Annotated in this window: 21 protein-coding genes and 1 tRNA gene; 18 read left to right on the top strand and 4 right to left on the bottom strand. The window is 64.3% G+C overall.

The genetic code is table 11. The features are described from left to right. Positions 1-3: 3 nt before the first annotated feature. The 7 genes from pgaC to DK261_RS02670 all read left to right on the top strand — a co-directional run bounded on the left by pgaC (position 4) and on the right by DK261_RS02670 (position 6,115). Complete coding sequence (pgaC, locus tag DK261_RS02635) at positions 4-1,353, top strand: poly-beta-1,6-N-acetyl-D-glucosamine synthase (protein WP_009046366.1); 1,350 nt, start codon at positions 4-6, stop codon at positions 1,351-1,353. Then, complete coding sequence (gene pgaD / locus DK261_RS02640; protein ID WP_028681516.1) at positions 1,353-1,829, top strand: poly-beta-1,6-N-acetyl-D-glucosamine biosynthesis protein PgaD; 477 nt, start codon at positions 1,353-1,355, stop codon at positions 1,827-1,829. Before pgaC ends, pgaD begins: the two co-directional genes overlap by 1 nt. A 272-nt stretch (positions 1,830-2,101) precedes the next feature. After that, positions 2,102-2,668 carry a YbhB/YbcL family Raf kinase inhibitor-like protein gene (locus DK261_RS02650; protein ID WP_110175260.1) on the top strand — a complete coding sequence of 189 codons (567 nt, stop codon included), beginning with the start codon at positions 2,102-2,104 and terminating at the stop codon, positions 2,666-2,668. 86 nt (positions 2,669-2,754) lie between these two features. Continuing rightward, positions 2,755-4,506 carry a VWA domain-containing protein gene (locus DK261_RS02655; RefSeq protein WP_110175261.1) on the top strand — a complete coding sequence of 584 codons (1,752 nt, stop codon included), beginning with the start codon at positions 2,755-2,757 and terminating at the stop codon, positions 4,504-4,506. Positions 4,507-4,543: 37 nt separating this feature from the next. Beyond that, the gene (locus DK261_RS02660) at positions 4,544-5,125 is read left to right on the top strand and encodes an RNA polymerase sigma factor (protein WP_081363033.1); all 582 of its coding nucleotides are present in this window, start codon (positions 4,544-4,546) and stop codon (positions 5,123-5,125) included. After that, entirely contained in the window at positions 5,122-5,841 is a 720-nt protein-coding gene (locus DK261_RS02665) for a hypothetical protein (protein WP_028681519.1), read from the top strand. The genes DK261_RS02660 and DK261_RS02665 overlap by 4 nt, the downstream gene beginning before the upstream one ends. 82 nt (positions 5,842-5,923) lie before the next feature. Beyond that, positions 5,924-6,115: a hypothetical protein gene (locus DK261_RS02670; RefSeq protein ID WP_009046372.1), complete on the top strand. Its 192-nt coding sequence runs from the start codon at positions 5,924-5,926 to the stop codon at positions 6,113-6,115. Between the two features lie 12 nt (positions 6,116-6,127). Here the strand turns inward: DK261_RS02670 and DK261_RS02675 are convergent, their stop codons facing one another. From DK261_RS02675 to DK261_RS02690, 4 genes are all read right to left on the bottom strand, one after another. Then, positions 6,128-6,679, bottom strand: a complete 552-nt coding sequence (locus DK261_RS02675) for a hypothetical protein (RefSeq protein ID WP_009046373.1) — start codon at positions 6,677-6,679, stop codon at positions 6,128-6,130. Positions 6,680-6,814: 135 nt separating this feature from the next. Further along, positions 6,815-7,279 carry a hypothetical protein gene (locus tag DK261_RS02680; RefSeq protein WP_110175262.1) on the bottom strand — a complete coding sequence of 155 codons (465 nt, stop codon included), beginning with the start codon at positions 7,277-7,279 and terminating at the stop codon, positions 6,815-6,817. Further along, positions 7,263-8,126, bottom strand: a complete 864-nt coding sequence (locus DK261_RS02685; RefSeq protein ID WP_110175263.1) for a hypothetical protein — start codon at positions 8,124-8,126, stop codon at positions 7,263-7,265. The genes DK261_RS02680 and DK261_RS02685 overlap by 17 nt, the downstream gene beginning before the upstream one ends. 119 nt (positions 8,127-8,245) lie before the next feature. Beyond that, positions 8,246-8,322 (bottom strand) — tRNA-Arg (locus DK261_RS02690). 254 nt (positions 8,323-8,576) lie between these two features. On the opposite strand from DK261_RS02690, the gene DK261_RS02695 reads away from it, so the two are divergent. The 11 genes from DK261_RS02695 to DK261_RS02745 all read left to right on the top strand — a co-directional run bounded on the left by DK261_RS02695 (position 8,577) and on the right by DK261_RS02745 (position 17,687). Further along, a complete protein-coding gene (locus DK261_RS02695; RefSeq protein WP_016705018.1) occupies positions 8,577-9,269 on the top strand; it encodes a Crp/Fnr family transcriptional regulator in 693 nt (230 codons plus the stop codon). Positions 9,270-9,358: 89 nt separating this feature from the next. Further along, positions 9,359-9,889 (top strand): RNA polymerase sigma factor, encoded by a 531-nt coding sequence (locus DK261_RS02700; protein ID WP_028681523.1) that lies wholly within the window; start codon positions 9,359-9,361, stop codon positions 9,887-9,889. A 119-nt stretch (positions 9,890-10,008) separates the two neighbouring features. After that, positions 10,009-10,236, top strand: a complete 228-nt coding sequence (locus DK261_RS02705) for a RebB family R body protein (RefSeq protein ID WP_007930328.1) — start codon at positions 10,009-10,011, stop codon at positions 10,234-10,236. Between the two features lie 18 nt (positions 10,237-10,254). Further along, entirely contained in the window at positions 10,255-10,962 is a 708-nt protein-coding gene (locus tag DK261_RS02710; protein ID WP_110175264.1) for a hypothetical protein, read from the top strand. Positions 10,963-11,063: 101 nt separating this feature from the next. Beyond that, the gene (locus tag DK261_RS02715) at positions 11,064-11,702 is read left to right on the top strand and encodes a hypothetical protein (RefSeq protein ID WP_009046379.1); all 639 of its coding nucleotides are present in this window, start codon (positions 11,064-11,066) and stop codon (positions 11,700-11,702) included. A gap of 34 nt (positions 11,703-11,736) precedes the next feature. Next, positions 11,737-12,201, top strand: coding sequence for a hypothetical protein (locus tag DK261_RS02720; protein WP_009046380.1), 465 nt, complete (start codon positions 11,737-11,739; stop codon positions 12,199-12,201). Between the two features lie 84 nt (positions 12,202-12,285). Then, a complete protein-coding gene (locus tag DK261_RS02725) occupies positions 12,286-12,600 on the top strand; it encodes a RebB family R body protein (RefSeq protein ID WP_009046381.1) in 315 nt (104 codons plus the stop codon). 50 nt (positions 12,601-12,650) lie between these two features. Beyond that, complete coding sequence (locus DK261_RS02730; RefSeq protein ID WP_009046382.1) at positions 12,651-12,962, top strand: RebB family R body protein; 312 nt, start codon at positions 12,651-12,653, stop codon at positions 12,960-12,962. Between the two features lie 464 nt (positions 12,963-13,426). Then, positions 13,427-14,869, top strand: coding sequence for an NADP-dependent succinate-semialdehyde dehydrogenase (gabD, locus tag DK261_RS02735; protein ID WP_009046383.1), 1,443 nt, complete (start codon positions 13,427-13,429; stop codon positions 14,867-14,869). A gap of 186 nt (positions 14,870-15,055) precedes the next feature. Further along, entirely contained in the window at positions 15,056-16,333 is a 1,278-nt protein-coding gene (gene gabT, locus DK261_RS02740) for a 4-aminobutyrate--2-oxoglutarate transaminase (RefSeq protein WP_009046384.1), read from the top strand. 139 nt (positions 16,334-16,472) lie between these two features. Beyond that, positions 16,473-17,687, top strand: coding sequence for a response regulator (locus tag DK261_RS02745; RefSeq protein ID WP_009046385.1), 1,215 nt, complete (start codon positions 16,473-16,475; stop codon positions 17,685-17,687). Positions 17,688-17,797: the final 110 nt, after the last annotated feature.

Raw genomic sequence — 17,797 nt, forward strand, 5'->3', positions numbered from 1 at the left:
ATCATGTTGGATCGACTGCTAGCCCTGCTCGTTCTGGCGATTGTCCTCGGTGTGCCGCTGGGCCTGATCTTCCTGGTGACCGGCCAGTTCCTGATGGACTTCGTGTTCTTCTACCCGCTGTTCATGTCCGGCCTGTGGATCGCCGGCGGCCTGTACTTCTGGCTGCACTGGGAACGCCACTGGCCCTGGAAGGACGACACCTTGCCGCCGGCGCTGGCGGGCGAGCCGCTGATCAGCATCCTGATCCCTTGCTACAACGAGGGCGACAACGCGGCGGACACCATCCACGCGGCGCTGGCCCAGCACTACCCGAACATCGAAGTCATCGCGATCAACGACGGGTCCAAGGACAACACCGCGCAAGTGCTGGACGCCCTGGCGCTGGAGGATCCACGGCTGCGGGTGGTGCACCTGGCCCAAAACCAGGGCAAGGCCGTGGCCCTGCGCATGGGTGCCGTGGCGGCGCGCAGCGAATACCTGGTGTGCATTGACGGTGACGCGCTGCTGGCGCCGAACACCGCGGCCTACCTGGTGGCGCCGCTGCTGGAGAATGCGCGCCTGGGCGCGGTGACCGGCAACCCGCGGATCCGCACCCGCTCGACCCTGGTGGGCCGGGTCCAGGTGGGCGAGTTCTCCTCGATCATCGGCCTGATCAAGCGCACCCAGCGGGTGTTCGGGCGGATCTTCACAGTCTCCGGGGTGATTGTCGCCTTCCGCCGCTCGGCCCTGCACCGGGTCGGCTACTGGAGCCCGGACATGATCACCGAAGACATCGACATCAGCTGGAAGCTGCAGCTCGATCACTGGAGCATCTTCTACGAGCCACGGGCGCTGTGCTGGATCCTCATGCCGGAAACCCTGCACGGCCTGTGGAAGCAGCGCCTGCGCTGGGCCCAGGGCGGCGCCGAGGTGCTGTTCAAGAACATCCGCGGGATCTGGCAATGGCGCCACCGTTACCTGTGGCCGCTGTTGTTCGAATACTGCCTGTCCACCGGCTGGGCCTTCACCTTCCTGCTGTCGGTGATCTTCTGGGGCGTCGGCAAGTTCATCGTCATGCCCGAGGCCATCGCCGTCGACCGCCTGATGCCTCCGGCCTTCACCGGGCTGGTGCTGGCGATGGTCTGCCTGCTGCAGTTCGCGGTCAGCATCCTGATCGATCGCCGCTATGAAAAGGGCTTGGGCAAGACCATGTTCTGGGTGGTCTGGTACCCCCTGGTGTTCTGGCTCGTCAGCCTGTTCACCACCCTTGTCAGTTTCCCCAAGGTGCTGTTCAGCCAACACCAGAAGCGTGCGCGCTGGGTCAGCCCCGACCGTGGCATCAAGCCCATAGATGATGAAGAGGAGGCTCGCTGATGAAGATCATCAGAACCCGTCAACGCCCAGTGCTGGTGCTCGTCGATGCGGCGTTCACCGTGCTGGCCTGGATCGGCCTGGTGTACCTGCTGGTACGCGGCCTGTGGCCGCTGATCGACACCCACGACGGCCCGCGCATCGAAATCGGCGTGCTCGAGGCGCTCGGCACCTTGCAGATCTACCTGTGGGTGGCCCTGCTCAATGCCGCCGTGCTGATCCTCTGGGCGCGTTACCAGCAGCGCAAGAGCAAAAGCTTTGCCCGGCGCCGCCTGCCGTCGCCGGCGGTGGACGACCGGCGCCTGAGCGAAAGCTTCAAGCTCAGCGCCGCCAACTTTGCGCGCATGCGCCAGCCCGGAACCATGACGGTGCACAACGACGAGGAGGGCGGCATCAGCCTTGTCACCACCGGCTTCATGCGCCTCAACGCCGAACGTGCGCCGCATGCGCCGTTGCTGGCGGATGCCGTGCAACGCTGATTCAGCCGCTGATTGAAGGTGGCAGGGTCAGGGCGACCGGGTAACAATCCCGGTTGCCGTCGAAAAAAGCCCCGGAGCTGAAAAAAACCGGGGTTTTTTCGTTTACAAGCGGCTGCGGCTCAAGCTCAATCAGCCTCCAAGCTCCAAGCTCCAAGCTCCAAGCTCCAAGCTCCAAGCTCCAAGCTCCAAGCTCCAAGCTCCAAGCGCGACGCTTCGCCGCGCAGCTAGAGTCTCCAGGCTCCGATGAACCCATTCGCAGAAGGTGCTCGCGTATGTCCCGTTTTGCTTCTCTCAATACCTGGCTGGCCGCCAGCGCCGTCCTGCTGTGCCTGCAGTTGCCGGACCAGGCCCAGGCCCAGGAGCGTTTCACCCTGAACGTGCCCGGTGTCTCGGACAACCGCCTGTTCACCCCGGCCAGCGCCAGCGATGCCAAGGGCTGTGGCGGGCATAACCTGTCGCCGGCCCTGGCCTGGACCGCCGGCCCCGAAGGCACCCGCAGCTACGCCATCGTGATGCACGACCCGGACGGCGCCAAAGGCCAGGGTATCGATCACTGGGTGCATTACGGGATCAAGGCCACGACCCGGCAGATCGCCGCGGGCGCGGGGGCCAAGGGCACCCTGGAAGGGCTGGGCGGCACCAACAGCAAAGGCACCACCACCTACGTCGGCCCGTGCCCGCCGGTGGGCGACAGCGCGCACCACTACATCATCCAGATCTACGCCCTGGAGCTGGCGCCTGACGCCTTGCCGGCCGGCCTGACCCGTGCCCAGCTGCTGGAGAAGATCAACGGCCACGTGCTGCGTAACAGCAGCGTGGTGCGGCGCTACCTGCGCTAAGAAAAAAATTTCCGGGGCTTAACCCGAATCGCCCAGGGGCTTCGTCTGAAGGGGGGAATGGATCAATTTCTCCCGAGGTCAGCCCCATGTTCCTTCCTCCGTACTACCTTCGCCCCGCCGTTCAAGGGTGCGCCGCCGGGTTGCTGTTGGCCATGGCCGGTTGCGGCCCGTCCGCGCCGGATACCCGGGGCGCAGCCTTGCCCGTCGAGGACGCGGTCGCACCCCAGGCCGCCGCGCCCTCGCCGAGCGAGGCCCAGCGCGCCGATGTGATCCTGGCCGGATCCAACAACGCCAAGGCGCTCGCCCCGACGCCCCTGCACACCTCGATGATGACGCGCGAATCGCTGTCCGCCGGCTATCGCGCCGAGCCGCGGGAGCAGTACCAGAACCTGCCGGACAACCCGATCCAGAGCGTGGCGCAGGCCCCGGTCTCGACCTTCAGCGTCGACGTCGATACCGGCGCCTACGCCAACGTCCGGCGCCTGCTCAACCAGGGCAGCCTGCCGCCGCAAGGCGCGGTGCGCCTGGAGGAGCTGGTCAATTACTTCCCCTACGATTACGCCCTGCCCGGCGATGGCTCGCCGTTTGGCGTGACCACCGAGATCGCGCCGTCGCCCTGGAACCCCCACACCCGCCTGCTGCGCATCGGCATCAAGGCTTCGGATCGCGCCGTTGCCGAGCTGGCGCCGGCCAACCTGGTGTTCCTGGTGGACGTCTCCGGCTCCATGGATCGCCGCGAGGGCCTGCCGCTGGTGCAAAGCACCCTCAAGCTGCTGGTCGACCAGTTGCGCGAGCAGGACCGGGTGTCGCTGGTGGTGTATGCCGGTGAATCGCGGGTGGTGTTGGAGCCCACTTCCGGGCGCGACAAGGCGAAGATCCGCAACGCCATCGAGCAACTGACGGCGGGCGGTTCCACCGCCGGCGCCTCGGGCATCCAGCTGGCGTACCAGATGGCCCGCCAGGGTTTCATCAAGAACGGCATCAACCGCATCCTGCTGGCCACCGACGGTGACTTCAACGTTGGCATCAGCGACTTCGACCGCCTCAAGCAGATGGCCGTCGAGCAGCGTAAAAGCGGGGTGTCGCTGACCACCCTCGGCTTTGGCGTGGACAACTACAACGAGCACCTGATGGAGCAACTGGCCGACGCCGGCGATGGCAACTACGCCTACATCGACAACCTGCGCGAGGCGCGCAAGGTCCTGGTGGACCAGCTCGGCTCGACCCTGGCGGTGGTGGCCAAGGACGTGAAGCTGCAGGTGGAATTCAATCCGGCCCAGGTCAGCGAATATCGCCTGCTGGGCTACGAGAACCGCGCGCTGAAACGCGAGGACTTCAACAACGACAAGGTCGATGCCGGCGAGATCGGCGCCGGGCATACCGTTACCGCGCTGTATGAAATCGTGCCCAAGGGCGAGCAGGGCTGGCTGGAGCCGCTGCGTTATGGCCAGGCCCAGGCGTCGTCGGAATCGAACAGCAAGGGCGACGAACTGGCCATGCTGCGGGTGCGCTACCAGGCCCCGCAAGGCGGCAGCAGCCGGCTGATCGAGCGGCCGATCCTGGCTTCGCAGCAGCATGGCAAACTCGCCCAGGCCAGCGATGATCTAAGATTTGCCGCAGCCGTGGCGGCGTTCGCCCAGCAGCTCAAGGACGGTCGCTACACCGGCGACTTCGGCCTCAAGGACACCGTCGCCCTGGCCCGCGGCGCCAAGGGCGAAGACCGTTTCGGCCTGCGTGGCGAGTTCGTGCAACTGGTGGAACTGGCGCAGAGCCTGCAGACTGCCGCTCCGGCGGATCAACCGAGACGCTCCGGGGAGGCCTTGAGCCGCCGTGAGTAACGTCATGACCCACCACCAGAAGGAGTTCAGCACGACCATGCCTGCGGTGAACCGGTCAGGACCCGCCAGCAGCGACGAAACGCTGCTGGCGCGTTATCGCGCGGGTGACAGCGCTGCCTTCGAGGTCCTCTACCAACGCCATCGCCAGGGGTTGTACCGGTTTCTGCTGAGCCTGTGCGACAAGGCCGAGCTGGCCGACGAGGTCTACCAGGACACCTGGCTCAGCCTGATCCGCACCAGCAGCGCGCCACAGGGCCGGGCCAGTTTTCGCACCTGGCTGTACCAGATCGCCCGCAACCGCCTGATCGACCACTGGCGCAAGCACGGCATCCGCAACCCGCTGCACGACAGCTACGACGAGCAGTTGCATGAGCTGGCCGATGACACCAGCGGCCCGGAGCAACACCTGAGCCTGAGCCGTGAACGGCAACGCATCGACGCCGCCTTGCAGGACCTGCCCGCCGACCAGCGCGAAGTGTTCCTGTTGCGCGCCCACGGCGAACTGGAATTGCCGCAGATCGCCAGCCTTACCGATACGCCGCTGGAAACGGTGAAAAGCCGTTTCCGTTATGCGCTGAAAAAACTGCGTCGGCTCCTGGCCGAGGAGGTACTGACATGACTGACGCCCGACAGCTTCCGCCCACCGAAGAAGAGCGCATGCTCGAGCACATTCGCCAGCACAGCCACGGCGAACCGCCGGCCAGCCTCGACGCCCTGATCATGGCCACGGCCCGCCGCGAAGCCCCGGCGCCTAAACCTTCCCTGTGGCAACGCTGGTTCGATCTGTGCCGCCAGCCGCGCTGGCAAGTGGCGTTCGCCGGCCTGTTTGGCGTGACCTTGTTGCTGGGCGTGTTGCAGCGCACTCCAGAGCCTGCGCCCCGCCAGGTGCTCGCCCCGGCGCCCATGGCCAAGGCCGCGGCCCCCCAGCTGGCGCGCCGCCAGGCCGAATCCACTGCAGCCTCCGCAGAGTCGGCCCGTGCCGAATCACGCATGGATGCATCGGACCACTTCGAGTTGGCTACCACACCGCATGCCAGCGGCGCCTTGTCGGCGCCCGCTCCCGCCGCCCCCGTGGCGGGCCTGCCGCTGACCCGGGACACCGAAGCTTTCGCCGGTAAACCTTATGAGTCCCTGGGGCACCTGGCGTCGTTTCCGGGCAAGGAGCAGGGCGAGCGCGAGGCGCCGGAGTCGATTCTCGACGACGCCCTGCGTGAGGTGTTGCGGCTGCGCCAGACCGGCCAGGACAAGATCGCCGACCAGTACATCATTGCCTTGAAACAGCGCTTCCCCGACGAGGAGATTGCCGATCGACTGGAGGCTTTGCAGAAACCCTGAGGGTAAAACGCGCGCAAGTAATGGCCTGGCACCCGGAAAACGCGCACTATCGAGCCAGTTTCCTGAAAGTGAGAGGCTGGCCATGGCGCCACGCATCGACCGTATCGCTGCACTGCTGAATTGCCCGACCAAGGGCGCGGATATCCGCCAGGCCATCAAGGAGAGTCGCAAGGACTTTCTGCTCGAGGCCGAGGAAGAAGATGAAGACCCGCAGCAGGCCCAGCCTGCCGCGGATCAGGATGAGTCGACGCAGAAGCGGCAGACGCCAGACTGAAACCCGGAGCCTTTACTTGCGGGCGGGCGCGCGCTTCACGTTCTGGCCCTTGGCCTCGATGGCCAGGGCGATCGCCTTGTAGCAGTCGTAGAACAGTTCCTGGTTCTTGAACATGTTTTCCACCAGCTCCATCTTGCCGTCGCTGTGCTGGACGCGGATGAAACGCTGGTTGAAGACCTCCACCAGCTCGACGTCCGCGATATTGATCAGGCGAATCTCGCGGATCTTCGAACTGAAGTTGCTGACCGGGGCCACCAGCTTCTTGTCCGTCAGCACCACATAACGATTGCCGGCACCGCGCAGGAAGATCAGCGCGCCCGCGACGGCGACGGTCATGGCCACGCCCACGACGCCAAGCAGTTGCATGACCAGATGACCATTGAGCCCCAGGGCCTCTAGCAGCCGGATCACGCCGTTGTTCTCGCTGGGTGTGCCGAACACCGCGAACAGCGAAAGCCCACCGAAGACCAGGCCCGCCAGGGTCATTTTCTTGTAGTTGGGCCCGTAGTAATAACGCGCCTGGTGCGATGGCGCGGTATTAGCGGAAAGGTTCGAGATATTCATCGTGTGGGGTCTTCCATGAGTCTGGCCGAGAAAAGGCGGGTATCTGCTCGGTAATGGGCAGAGTGCGCGAACGGCATCGGGGAGAGGCATCATCGCAAAAAAGAGCGGAGATACCTAAACCGGCAGCAGGCGCATTCAAGTGTAAGGCGAAGCGGGCAGGTCGATGAACTCGGTGGCGGCACCGTCCTCGGCCATGCGCCGGGCTCGCTCCGGCAGCAGCCGGGCGTGGTTTTCCAGCTGCCAGCGATACCAGCTCAGGCGCTGGACTATCCGTCGTCGGCAAGGGGCTGGCAGCTGCGCCAGCAGGTCGGCGCTGTCGGGCGCCCAGCGGGCCCGGGTCGAGTAGTAGCCGAACAGGTTTTCCCGCAGGCCGAAGCAGTCCTCGAAGCTTTCCTCGATGCTGTGCACATAGAGCTCGAAGCCGGCGCTCAACTGCTGTTCGCCGTTGGCGTTATCGCGCAGGTAGGCGAATATCCCCGGCCAGTTGATGCAGAACAGGTGCTCGTCCCAATCGCCGTCCCGGGTCAGGTACTCACCCTGGCCGCGAAAGAACTGCGGTATTTCCTGGCGCTCCAGGGCCCGTTCAAAGTTGCTGCTCATGCCGCTCTTCCTCTCGTGAGCCCTGGACGTTGGCGATGCTGACGGACTGCGCCACGCATTCGATGACGCAGTCGAAGCCGATGTCCAGGCGCAGGTAATAACCAGGCTGCAAGCGTGTGAGCTGGGTACGCATACGCCCGTCGAAACGCGTGCCGCTGACGTGCAGTTCGCTGATGCCCTGGATCTTCAGGTCCAGGCGGCAGTGGGTCAGCGCCTGGCTGGCCGGCCAGGTGGATGGCAGGGACTGGCGCAGCATCGGGCCTGCCAACTGCAGGCTCAGTTGCTCGCCCTGGAACTGTGGGCCCGGGGTGTGCAGGTCGTAGGGCGTGGCCGCCACATCGCATACGGCTTTCCAGGCTTGGGGATTGTCGACGCTGAACAGCCAGTCGCGGGAGCCGCGATCCCGCGCCGGGATCGCCCGGCATTCGGCCAGGGATGGCAATCGGGCGCGGATCAGGTCGTCGTGCCACAGCTGCCGGGCCGCCAGGAGCAGGCGCTGGAAGAAGTCCCGGCTGTCGTCGATCTGCGCCGGCCAGCCGGTGGGCCATTGATCGTAGTCGTAGTCGTCTTCAACGGGTTCCCAAACCTCCTCGAAGTCGAAGTCCGGATCGTCCAGGGCCCCTTGCAGGACCTCCACCAACCGCTGCCGGTGACGGAAATTCTCCCGGTCGTTGAAGTGCGCCAGGCAGTAATGGCGGATCAGGTGTTCGCGATCATCGGGGTCGTTGGGGTCGTAGCGGCTCAGCTCGGCATCCAGTGCCGGGGGCATGTCATAGCCGATGAAACAGCCGATCCAGGAACGCAGGTCCGGCTGATAAGGCTGGTTGAGCAAAGGATGGCGCAGCATCGGGACCTCCTGTCCGCGAGGCGTGGGTCGGCACACACCTCGGTGATTCTTCGATCGACTCAACGGATGCAAACGAAAAAGCCCCAGGCCATGCGACCTGGGGCTTTTGCGTTTCTGGCTGGCGCACTCGGCGGGATTCGAACCCACGACCCCTGCCTTCGGAGGGCAGTACTCTATCCAGCTGAGCTACGAGTGCAGTGCGGGCGACATCATACCCATGTCGGCTTGGGGCGTCCATGCGGTTTTTTCTCGCGTGATGATTGGTCGTCGCCTCGTTGTTTGTCTTGTCCTTCGCGATGCCCGAAAGCCCCTTCGCCCTATTCACAAGTCCTCCCGTCGTACGTCCCTTTGTTTGCTTTGCTCTATGGCTTCAAGCGCTCTAACCGCTGCGTGCTGGCGCAGCGATTTCCTACCAGTCAAGGCGAACGCATGCATTCAAAAGGCGCGGTAATGCTCGATTTTTCGTTGCGTCAGACTCTGCTGGCACGCTCCGATCTGTTCAGGGGGATGCCGGACACATTGATCCATTATGTGGCCACCCATTCCGTGGAGCGCTCGCTGAGTGACCGGGAGGTGCTCTATCTCAAGAGCGAGGCGCTGGATTTCATCGCGCTGGTCGCCGAAGGGCAGGTGTATTCGGTGATTCATGGCCCGGACGGGCGCGAGCAGATTGTCGGCAGCGCCGGCGTCGGCCAGGTGGTGGGCGAGTCGGCGCTGATCGAGGGCCACGCCCGGGAAACCTCGGCCTTCGCCTGTGGCCCGACCCGGGTGCTGCTGTTGGGGCGGCGACATTTCCGGGTGCTGTACGACGAGCCGCTGTTCTGGCAGCGGGTCCTGATGCTGCTGATGACGCGCCTGATGAAGGTCCTCGAGTTGCTCGAACTGGTTTGCCTGCACCGCCTGGAGTCGCGGTTGGCGCGGTTCCTGCTGGCCAGTATCGATGACTTCGAGCTGGCCCCGCTGACCTGTGCAGCGGTGCCGCGCAACCAGGGCATCCTGGCCGCGATGCTCAACACCAGCCGGCCCAAGCTGAATGTCCAGTTGCAGCTGTGGCGGCGTTCGGGGGTGATCAGTTGCCAGAGCGGCCGGCTGGTGATCAACGATGTCGAGCATCTGCGGCGCAAGGCTTGCTCGCTGAATTAGTTGTTCAACTGTTCCCCAGGTAACAGCGAACGCCTGTTGCGCGATCAGAGACTGTCGGCTCATCAAGGAATGCACAGGGAGTGCTGGCGATGGGATCTTTTCGTGAAGTGGCGGCGGTCGATCGGTTGTTCGAGGCAAGCTGGCGAGCGGTCTACCCCGAGCTGATGCGCCGGGCCAACCGGCGAGCCAGGGGCAACCTGGCATTGGCCCAGGAATGGCTGTCCAACACGGCCGTGAAAGCCCTGCTGTTCTTCAGGCGTTCCCCGGAACGCATCCGAGAGCCGCAGGGTTTTCTGTTTCTGGTGCTGGACCACGTCTTTCTCGACAGCCTGCGGCGCAGCAAGCGCGAAGGGCAGGTGTTCGATCATTCGGTCGACCTTGAGCACGATCACCAGGCCCTGCTCGCCGCGCCTTGCCTGTCGGTGCTCGAGTACGTCGAGCAGTTCGAGCGACTGACGCAACTGGGCAGTCGCGTGGCGCAGTTGCCAGTGCTCCAGCGGCGGTTGTTTGAAATGCGTTTTGTCGAGGAACTGCCGTACCCGCAGATCGCCGCCGAGTTGGGCATCGCCCAGCCCCTGGCGCGCAAGCGCGTGCAGTTGCTGCGCGAGGCGCTGCGCTGACAGCACTTTTGCATTCACAGCCGCGGATGTCGGGCGTTCTTGTTTCATGAGCACCTGAAACCGCCGACGAGTTCACCGCCAGCGCGCCTGCGCTGGCGTCTTCCATCAAGGAGAGATGTATGCCAGAGGTCAACAGCCAGATTACCGACGCGGTAACGCAAACCAACGTCAAGGTGGTGGCCGAGGCGCCGGCCCAGGCCATTGCCTCGCTGTACCAGGTGGCCAGTCATTCGGCGGGGCTGTCCCTGCAGAATGCGGTCAACAGCCAGCAGGCGTTGAATCAGATCTCCAACGCGGTGATCTCCAAGGCTGTGTCGCTGATCATGCAGATCGGCGAGAAGCCTTGACGCCTGGGGAGAGACCTCATGTTCTGGTTCAAGAAAAAACCTGCTGCCACCGCCGAGCCGGAGACTGACGCCACGCCGGCGACCGACCCTGAGGCGGCCAATCCCAAGCCAGGCGATACCGAGCCGAGCAATCCCAAGCCGAGCACTCCCGAAGCCGCTGAGCCTACGGCTGCGGGGCCGCAGGTTGCTGATTCCACTACAGGGGGCACCTCCCCGCCACCCAGCACTCCCGCCAAGCCGCCGCGCACGGTGATGGACCGCATGAACGAGCACATGATGGTCCAGGTCGCGGCGCCGCCGACCGGCAGCACCGATGCGCTGAACAGCCAGATCGTCGAGGCGGTGGAGTTCACCAACGCGCAGACCTTCAGCTATGCCCCGGCGCAGATCGCCATCGCCCCGGACATGATGATCAGCCAGGCCGCCGGCCTGGTCGCGCAATCGGCGGCGGGCTATTTCGACGGGGTCAGCAAGCTGGCGCTGGCGGCCCAGGCGGTATTGCTCGAGCAGATGACGAAAAACATCGTCGAGAACCACCCCGAAAAAGCCGCCGAGGACGCCTTGGGTGCCCTGGCCACCGACCTGCTGGTGGGGGCGGCGGCCGCGGTCGCCGCGGCGGCCGGCGCCCTGGAGGCGACAGCGGCGGGCATCGCCATCGACAAGATCGACGAGAGCATCGCCAAGTACAGCAACACCCTGGCCAATCGCGGCGCGCCGCCGTCCTGATTCACGCCGTCCCGGCGTCATGAGCACCCAGTCCCGGAGCCCCTCCGGGACTGTGCAGCAGCACGTTCAACACGCACTTTTCTTCAATGAGGAGCGACATCATGCAGCCTGGAGATATTGTTTTTTCAGTAGCCCAAGTGGACGACAAGCTGTCCACCAGCATTCCCCGCGCGTTCATTCGCGCGGGGCAGTGGATCAAGGCCAAGATGTTCGGCGACGGTTCGCCGAATGTGCCCGTGGTGCACGCGGCCATCGCGATCAGCGATACCTGTGTGATCGAAAGCGTCGGCAGTGGCATCCAGATGACCGATCTGTCGAGCGAGGCGGTCAAGCGCTCGGCGATGGTCTATTCCTGCGGTGACGACGATCTTGCCCGGGCCGCCGTGGTGGCCGCCGAGCAATTCAACGGCGACGTCGGCAGTACCCAGATCAGTGGCCGCTATAGCGTATGGAACGCGGCGTTGTCGGTGTTCAAACGCACCCCGTTCACCCCCGAGCTGCAGGCGCGGATCAACGAGTCGGTGGCGATCGGCAACGTCTCGTTCTGTTCGCAATTCGTCGCCAACAGCTACGAGGTCGGCAACCTCTACAACAACGCCAACCTGCTGCCACCGCCGCCCGCGGTCTTCGATACCCGTCCCACCGCCATGACCCCCTGGGACCTGGCCTCGTCCTGCGACAGCGACGGCAAGTTCTACTTCGCCGGTTTCTGGCAGGACGGCATCGAGGTGCGGCTTTAGCGGCGCGGCTCCGTGTCTGAAGGAGGACATCCAGATGCCCCAGGAAAACCAGGACTCGCTCGCGGGTCTCTACCAATTGGCCGACGCGCTCAACCTGAGCCTGTCCGCGGGTGAAAAGCAGATTCTCGAAGCCTGGATGCGCAGTCAGCCGCAGACGGGTGTCATCGACCAGGTGCTCACCCAGACCCAGCACCTGATCGACAACGAGAAACAGCGCACCAGCGAGTTGATGGCGCAGGCCAAGGCCAGCGAAGGCGCGCTGCAGCAGAGCGCCCAGCAGCGCGAAGCGGTGATTCGCCAGTGGCTGGCGGCCAAGCAACAGGCGGCTGCCGCCGAGGCGGGCGCCAAGCCCGCGCAGGCGCTGACGCCCGAGCAGACCGAGCTGATCCAGCAGGCTGTCAATGCGGCCGTCCAGGCGCGGATGCAGGGGCTGGTCGAGCAGGTCGAGGCGGTGATTTCCCGTCTCGGCCAGCCAGCCGGCGCCCCGGCGGAGCATTGAGCGTTTGCGTGTTCACAGCCTGTGTTTTGCCACGTTCATTGATTAACACGGAACCCGCCGTGTACTAACAAAGGAAGTTGAACCATGCCATTAGTCAACGAGCAAATTACCGACGCGGTCACTCAGACCAACGTCAAAGTGGTGGCTGAAGCGCCAGCGATGGCCATGAGCACCATCTACCAGTCCATGGCCCAGGCCACGGCGATCCTGTTCCAGAACTCCGTTTCTGCGCAGCAGCAGCAAAACACCCTGGCCCAGGCGGCCACCAACCAGGGCGTGATGCAGATCTACAGCGTCGATACCACCGCCGGCGCGGCGGCGACCGAAAAAGTCGCCCAGGGCGGCGTGGCCGATAACCTGACCAGCCTGCTGACGATCCTCAAGTCGTTCAACCCTTGATCGGGCGAACGCTAACGGAAGTTGTTCTTTCTTAATAAGGAGTTTCATCTATGAGTACAGTCAGTCCGCAAATCACCGATGCCGTCACCCAGACCAACGTCAAGGTCGTGGCCGAAGCGCCGGCCATGTCGATGGGCACCATCTACCAGTCAATGGGGCAATCCGTAGCGATCCTGTTCCAGAACTCGGTCTCGGCCCAGCAACAGCAAAACACCCTGGCCCAGGCGGCCACCAACCAGGGCGTGATGCAGATCTACAGTGTCGACACCACCGCCGGCGCCTCGGCTACCGAAAAAGTGGCCCAGGGCGGTGTGGGCGACAACCTCACCAGCCTGCTGACAGTGCTCAAGTCGTTCACTTAAGACCTGGCCCTGAGAAAACCCCGCAGCCTTCCGGCTGCGGGGTTTTTTGCGTTTGCGCAACGTCAGCCCAACCCCAATCCCCTGTAGGAGCGAGCGTGCTCGCGATAAAGGACGCCCATTCGACACCCATGTCGACCGTCAGGCCGCCATCGCGAGCAAGCTCGCTCCCACAGGGGGCGTCTGCCCCCAACCGCCGGGGCGGTGTCGTTGATCCGAAAGATTCTGCCAAAGCGGCGTTTTCGTTCTTTTTTTCGAACAGCCTATTGCCCTGTCCCCCGGTTGACCCTAGGATTCGTTTGAGATTTCAAACGCTCTTGTCTGAGAGCCGACCCGCCCGTCTATTCTGATAGGCGCTATTTCTGTGCTTGAGCCCGGTAACAGTTTTTCCTGACGGCAGCCTGTCAAGGCGCCTTTCAACAATCACAATTCGCTCCGCCCCGCGCGGTGCTGTTAAGGAAACCGACATGCAGCTTAAAGACGCCCAGTTGTTCCGCCAGCAAGCCTTCATCGATGGGGCTTGGGTCGACGCGGATAACGGCCAGACCATCAAAGTGAACAACCCGGCAACGGGCGAAATCCTCGGCACCGTGCCGAAGATGGGCGCGGCTGAAACCCGCCGTGCCATCGAAGCCGCCGACAAGGCCCTGCCGGCCTGGCGCGCGCTGACCGCCAAGGAGCGGGCGACCAAGCTGCGTCGCTGGTATGAGCTGCTGATCGAAAACCAGGACGACCTCGGTCGCCTGATGACCCTGGAGCAGGGCAAGCCACTGGCCGAAGCCAAGGGCGAAATCGCCTACGCCGCCTCCTTCATCGAATGGTTCGCCGAAGAAGCCAAGCGCATCTACGGCGACGTGATTCCCGGCCACCAGCCGGACAAGCGCCTGATCGTGATCAAGCAGCCGATCGGTGTGACCGCGGCCATCACCCCGTGGAACTTCCCGGCGGCGATGATCACCCGTAAAGCCGGCCCGGCCCTGGCCGCTGGCTGCACCATGGTGATCAAGCCGGCTTCGCAGACCCCGTTCTCCGCCCTGGCCCTGGTCGAGCTGGCGCACCGCGCCGGCATCCCGAAAGGCGTGCTCAGCGTGGTCACCGGCAGCGCCGGCGACATCGGCGGCGAGCTGACCAGCAACCCGATCGTGCGCAAGCTGTCCTTCACCGGCTCGACCGAAATCGGTCGCCAGCTGATGGCCGAATGCGCCAAGGACATCAAGAAAGTCTCCCTGGAGCTGGGCGGCAACGCTCCGTTCATCGTGTTCGACGACGCGGACCTGGATAAGGCCGTCGAAGGCGCGATCATCTCCAAGTACCGCAACAACGGCCAGACCTGCGTCTGCGCCAACCGCCTGTACATCCAGGATTCGGTCTACGACGCCTTCGCCGAGAAGCTCAAGGCCGCGGTGGCCAAGCTGAAGATCGGCAACGGCCTGGAAGAAGGCACCACCACCGGTCCTTTGATCGACGAAAAAGCCGTGGCCAAGGTCCAGGAACACATCGCCGACGCCCTGGGCAAAGGCGCGACCCTGCTGGCCGGCGGCAAGCCGATGGAAGGCAACTTCTTCGAGCCGACCATCCTGGTCAACGTGTCGAAAGACGCGGCCGTGGCCAAGGAAGAAACCTTCGGTCCGCTGGCGCCGCTGTTCCGTTTCAAGGACGAAGCCGAAGTGATCGCCATGTCCAACGACACCGAGTTCGGCCTGGCCTCGTACTTCTACGCTCGCGACCTGGGCCGTGTGTTCCGTGTGGCCGAAGCCCTGGAATACGGCATGGTCGGCGTCAACACCGGGTTGATCTCCAACGAAGTCGCGCCGTTCGGCGGCATCAAGGCCTCGGGCCTGGGCCGTGAAGGCTCCAAGTACGGCATCGAGGATTACCTGGAAATCAAATACCTCTGCCTGGGCATCTGATACCCGCGCCAAGGCATGGTTTTAAACGCCAGGGGCACGAGAGCGCTGTCCCCTGGCGTGCTGCAAACGCTATTTGAGTAGTGGCCGGGATAGCCGGGGCAGTCGATCATCGCATGCTGCCGCGGTTGCCTCCCCGCCACGTCATCCTTGAACCACGCCGACCGATGAGCGGCGAATGAGGACACTATGAGCAAGACCAACGCATCCCTGATGAAACGCCGTGAAGCCGCCGTACCGCGCGGTGTAGGCCAGATTCACCCGATCTTCGCCGATTCCGCGAAGAACGCCACGGTAACCGACGTTGAAGGTCGCGAGTTCATCGACTTCGCCGGCGGTATCGCCGTGCTCAACACCGGCCACCTGCATCCGAAAGTCATCGCCGCGGTGACCGAGCAGCTGAACAAGCTGACCCACACCTGCTTCCAGGTCCTGGCCTACGAGCCTTACGTGGAACTGTGCGAAAAAGTGAACGCCAAGGTGCCGGGCGATTTCGCCAAGAAAACCCTGCTGGTGACCACCGGTTCCGAAGCCGTGGAAAACTCGGTGAAGATCGCCCGTGCCGCCACTGGCCGCGCCGGCGTGATCGCCTTCACCGGCGCCTACCATGGCCGCACCATGATGACCCTGGGCCTGACCGGCAAGGTCGTGCCTTACTCGGCCGGCATGGGCCTGATGCCAGGCGGCATCTTCCGCGCGCTGTACCCGAACGAGCTGCACGGTGTGAGCATCGACGATTCGATCGCCAGCATCGAGCGCATCTTCAAGAACGATGCCGAGCCACGTGACATCGCCGCGATCATCATCGAGCCGGTACAGGGCGAAGGCGGTTTCTACGTCGCGCCTAAAGAGTTCATGAAGCGTCTGCGTGCCCTGTGCGACCAGCACGGCATCCTGCTGATCGCCGACGAAGTGCAGACCGGCGCTGGCCGTACCGGCACCTTCTTCGCCATGGAGCAGATGGGCGTTGCCGCCGACCTGACCACCTTCGCCAAGTCCATCGCCGGCGGCTTCCCGCTGGCCGGTGTCTGCGGCAAGGCCGAATACATGGACGCCATCGCACCAGGCGGCCTGGGCGGCACCTACGCCGGTAGCCCGATCGCTTGCGCCGCGGCCCTGGCCGTGATGGAAGTGTTCGAGGAAGAGCACCTGCTGGACCGTTGCAAGGCGGTCGGCGAGCGTCTGGTGACCGGCCTCAAGGCCATCCAGGCCAAGTACCCGGTGATTGGCGACGTGCGTGCCCTGGGCGCGATGATCGCGGTCGAGCTGTTCGAGAACGGCGACAGCCACAAGCCGAACGCTGCCGCCGTGGCACAGGTTGTCGCCAAGGCGCGCGACAAGGGCCTGATCCTGCTGTCCTGCGGCACCTACGGCAACGTCCTGCGCGTGCTGGTTCCGCTGACCTCGCCGGACGAGCAACTGGACAAGGGCCTGGCGATCATCGAAGAGTGCTTCTCCGAGCTCTGATCCCGCCTGTGACCCGATCGACAAAAAGACCCGCTTCGGCGGGTTTTTTTGTGCCGATCGAGGCTGCGCGGTGCATTTGCGCTGTATGGAAGCCTCGGCATTGACTAAGGTGCAAGGGATTGCCCAGGGAGCGTGTTGCATGACTGCTGTGGATTTACCCGCTGTACCGCGAGTGTTGATTGCCGAGGCGGACCCTTGGTCTCGCGATTTGCTCAAGCAAGTGTTGTTGAGTGTACGTTGCGACGCGCGGCTGGATGTGTGCGCCGACGGTCAGGAAGCCCTGCAATTGCTGGCCGAAAACCCCTATGACCTGGTGATCGCCGACTGGGAGTTGCCCGGCGTCGACGGCCTCGGCCTGCTGCGCAGCGTGCGCCAGCGCAAGCGCAACCCGGTGCTGCCTTTTATCCTCATGAGCACCCGCAACGACAGTGCCAGCGTGCGCGAAGCCCTGCCGCTGGCGCCGACGGCCTACCTGACCAAGCCGCTGAACATGGAAGGCCTGACCCAGCGCCTGCAGGACCTGCTGCTGGACGCTGGCCAGGAAGTCTCGTGCGAGGTTCCGACCCTGGCGCCGGGCATGACCCTGTGGACCTTTCTCGAGCGCCGTCGCGAGCTGGCCGACGGCGCGCCGTTGCTCGCCGATGTGCAGCTGGCGGTGAAACGCAGCCTCAACCCCAACGGCCTCGACCTCAAGCTGCTGGAAGAAGAGGTGCGTACCGACCCGCAGATCACCGCGGTGCTGATCGCTGCGGCCAACAGCGCCGCCCAGCACCATGGCAGCGCCGTGCAGACCCTGGCCCAGGCCCTGCATCGATTGGGTACCGGGCAGAGCATGAACCTGATTCTCGGCCTGGCGCTCAAGCGCAGCGCGCGCCTGAGCGACCCGGCCCTGGGCGATTACGCCGAGCGTTACTGGGAGCTGTCGTTGCACACCGCGGAATACGGCCGGACCCTGGCCCGCTTGCTGGATCTGGACCAGGAACGCTGCTATTGCGCCGGCATGCTGCATCGCCTGGGAGACCTGGCGCTGCTGCGTTGCCTGCAAGAGTGGAAACAGGCCGGTGGCGCGCTGGACGACATGGAAGAGATCGGCGATGCCCTGGAACAGTTCGGCGCGGCCTACGGTTCGGCCCTGCGCACCCGCTGGCGCCTGCCGCTGGAGCTGCGCGAGCTGATTGCCTCGGCCTATCAGCTCGGTGGCGGGGTTTATTCCCGCGAGGCCCTGGTGATGAACCTCTCCGCCCAGCTCGCGCGCCTGCAACCGTCCGAGGGCCTCGAAGAGCTGGCCAACAGCAAGACCGCGCGCCTGCTCAAGATTGGCCTGCCGGAGCTGACCCGGCTGCGTAAAAGCTGATACCCCGACCAGCGGCTGGCGCAGCACATCTGTAGCCGCTGCCGAGCCCCGCGAGGCTGCGATCGGCTGCGAAGCAGCCGTAAAGTTCTTCCTGACAAAACGTGAGTTCA

Source organism: Pseudomonas sp. RW409 (genome assembly GCF_003184125.1).
Lineage (GTDB): Bacteria > Pseudomonadota > Gammaproteobacteria > Pseudomonadales > Pseudomonadaceae > Aquipseudomonas > Aquipseudomonas chlororaphis_I.

Bases quoted from the DNA above. Each gene is read 5' to 3' on its own strand.
- pgaC (WP_009046366.1), top strand. From the start codon at position 4: ATGTTGGATCGACTGCTAGCCCTGCTCGTTCTGGCGATTGTCCTCGGT.
- pgaD (WP_028681516.1), top strand. From the start codon at position 1,353: ATGAAGATCATCAGAACCCGTCAACGCCCAGTGCTGGTGCTCGTCGAT.
- DK261_RS02650 (WP_110175260.1), top strand. From the start codon at position 2,102: ATGTCCCGTTTTGCTTCTCTCAATACCTGGCTGGCCGCCAGCGCCGTC.
- DK261_RS02655 (WP_110175261.1), top strand. From the start codon at position 2,755: ATGTTCCTTCCTCCGTACTACCTTCGCCCCGCCGTTCAAGGGTGCGCC.
- DK261_RS02660 (WP_081363033.1), top strand. From the start codon at position 4,544: ATGCCTGCGGTGAACCGGTCAGGACCCGCCAGCAGCGACGAAACGCTG.
- DK261_RS02665 (WP_028681519.1), top strand. From the start codon at position 5,122: ATGACTGACGCCCGACAGCTTCCGCCCACCGAAGAAGAGCGCATGCTC.
- DK261_RS02670 (WP_009046372.1), top strand. From the start codon at position 5,924: ATGGCGCCACGCATCGACCGTATCGCTGCACTGCTGAATTGCCCGACC.
- DK261_RS02675 (WP_009046373.1), bottom strand. From the start codon at position 6,679: ATGAATATCTCGAACCTTTCCGCTAATACCGCGCCATCGCACCAGGCG.
- DK261_RS02680 (WP_110175262.1), bottom strand. From the start codon at position 7,279: ATGAGCAGCAACTTTGAACGGGCCCTGGAGCGCCAGGAAATACCGCAG.
- DK261_RS02685 (WP_110175263.1), bottom strand. From the start codon at position 8,126: ATGCTGCGCCATCCTTTGCTCAACCAGCCTTATCAGCCGGACCTGCGT.
- DK261_RS02695 (WP_016705018.1), top strand. From the start codon at position 8,577: ATGCTCGATTTTTCGTTGCGTCAGACTCTGCTGGCACGCTCCGATCTG.
- DK261_RS02700 (WP_028681523.1), top strand. From the start codon at position 9,359: ATGGGATCTTTTCGTGAAGTGGCGGCGGTCGATCGGTTGTTCGAGGCA.
- DK261_RS02705 (WP_007930328.1), top strand. From the start codon at position 10,009: ATGCCAGAGGTCAACAGCCAGATTACCGACGCGGTAACGCAAACCAAC.
- DK261_RS02710 (WP_110175264.1), top strand. From the start codon at position 10,255: ATGTTCTGGTTCAAGAAAAAACCTGCTGCCACCGCCGAGCCGGAGACT.
- DK261_RS02715 (WP_009046379.1), top strand. From the start codon at position 11,064: ATGCAGCCTGGAGATATTGTTTTTTCAGTAGCCCAAGTGGACGACAAG.
- DK261_RS02720 (WP_009046380.1), top strand. From the start codon at position 11,737: ATGCCCCAGGAAAACCAGGACTCGCTCGCGGGTCTCTACCAATTGGCC.
- DK261_RS02725 (WP_009046381.1), top strand. From the start codon at position 12,286: ATGCCATTAGTCAACGAGCAAATTACCGACGCGGTCACTCAGACCAAC.
- DK261_RS02730 (WP_009046382.1), top strand. From the start codon at position 12,651: ATGAGTACAGTCAGTCCGCAAATCACCGATGCCGTCACCCAGACCAAC.
- gabD (WP_009046383.1), top strand. From the start codon at position 13,427: ATGCAGCTTAAAGACGCCCAGTTGTTCCGCCAGCAAGCCTTCATCGAT.
- gabT (WP_009046384.1), top strand. From the start codon at position 15,056: ATGAGCAAGACCAACGCATCCCTGATGAAACGCCGTGAAGCCGCCGTA.
- DK261_RS02745 (WP_009046385.1), top strand. From the start codon at position 16,473: ATGACTGCTGTGGATTTACCCGCTGTACCGCGAGTGTTGATTGCCGAG.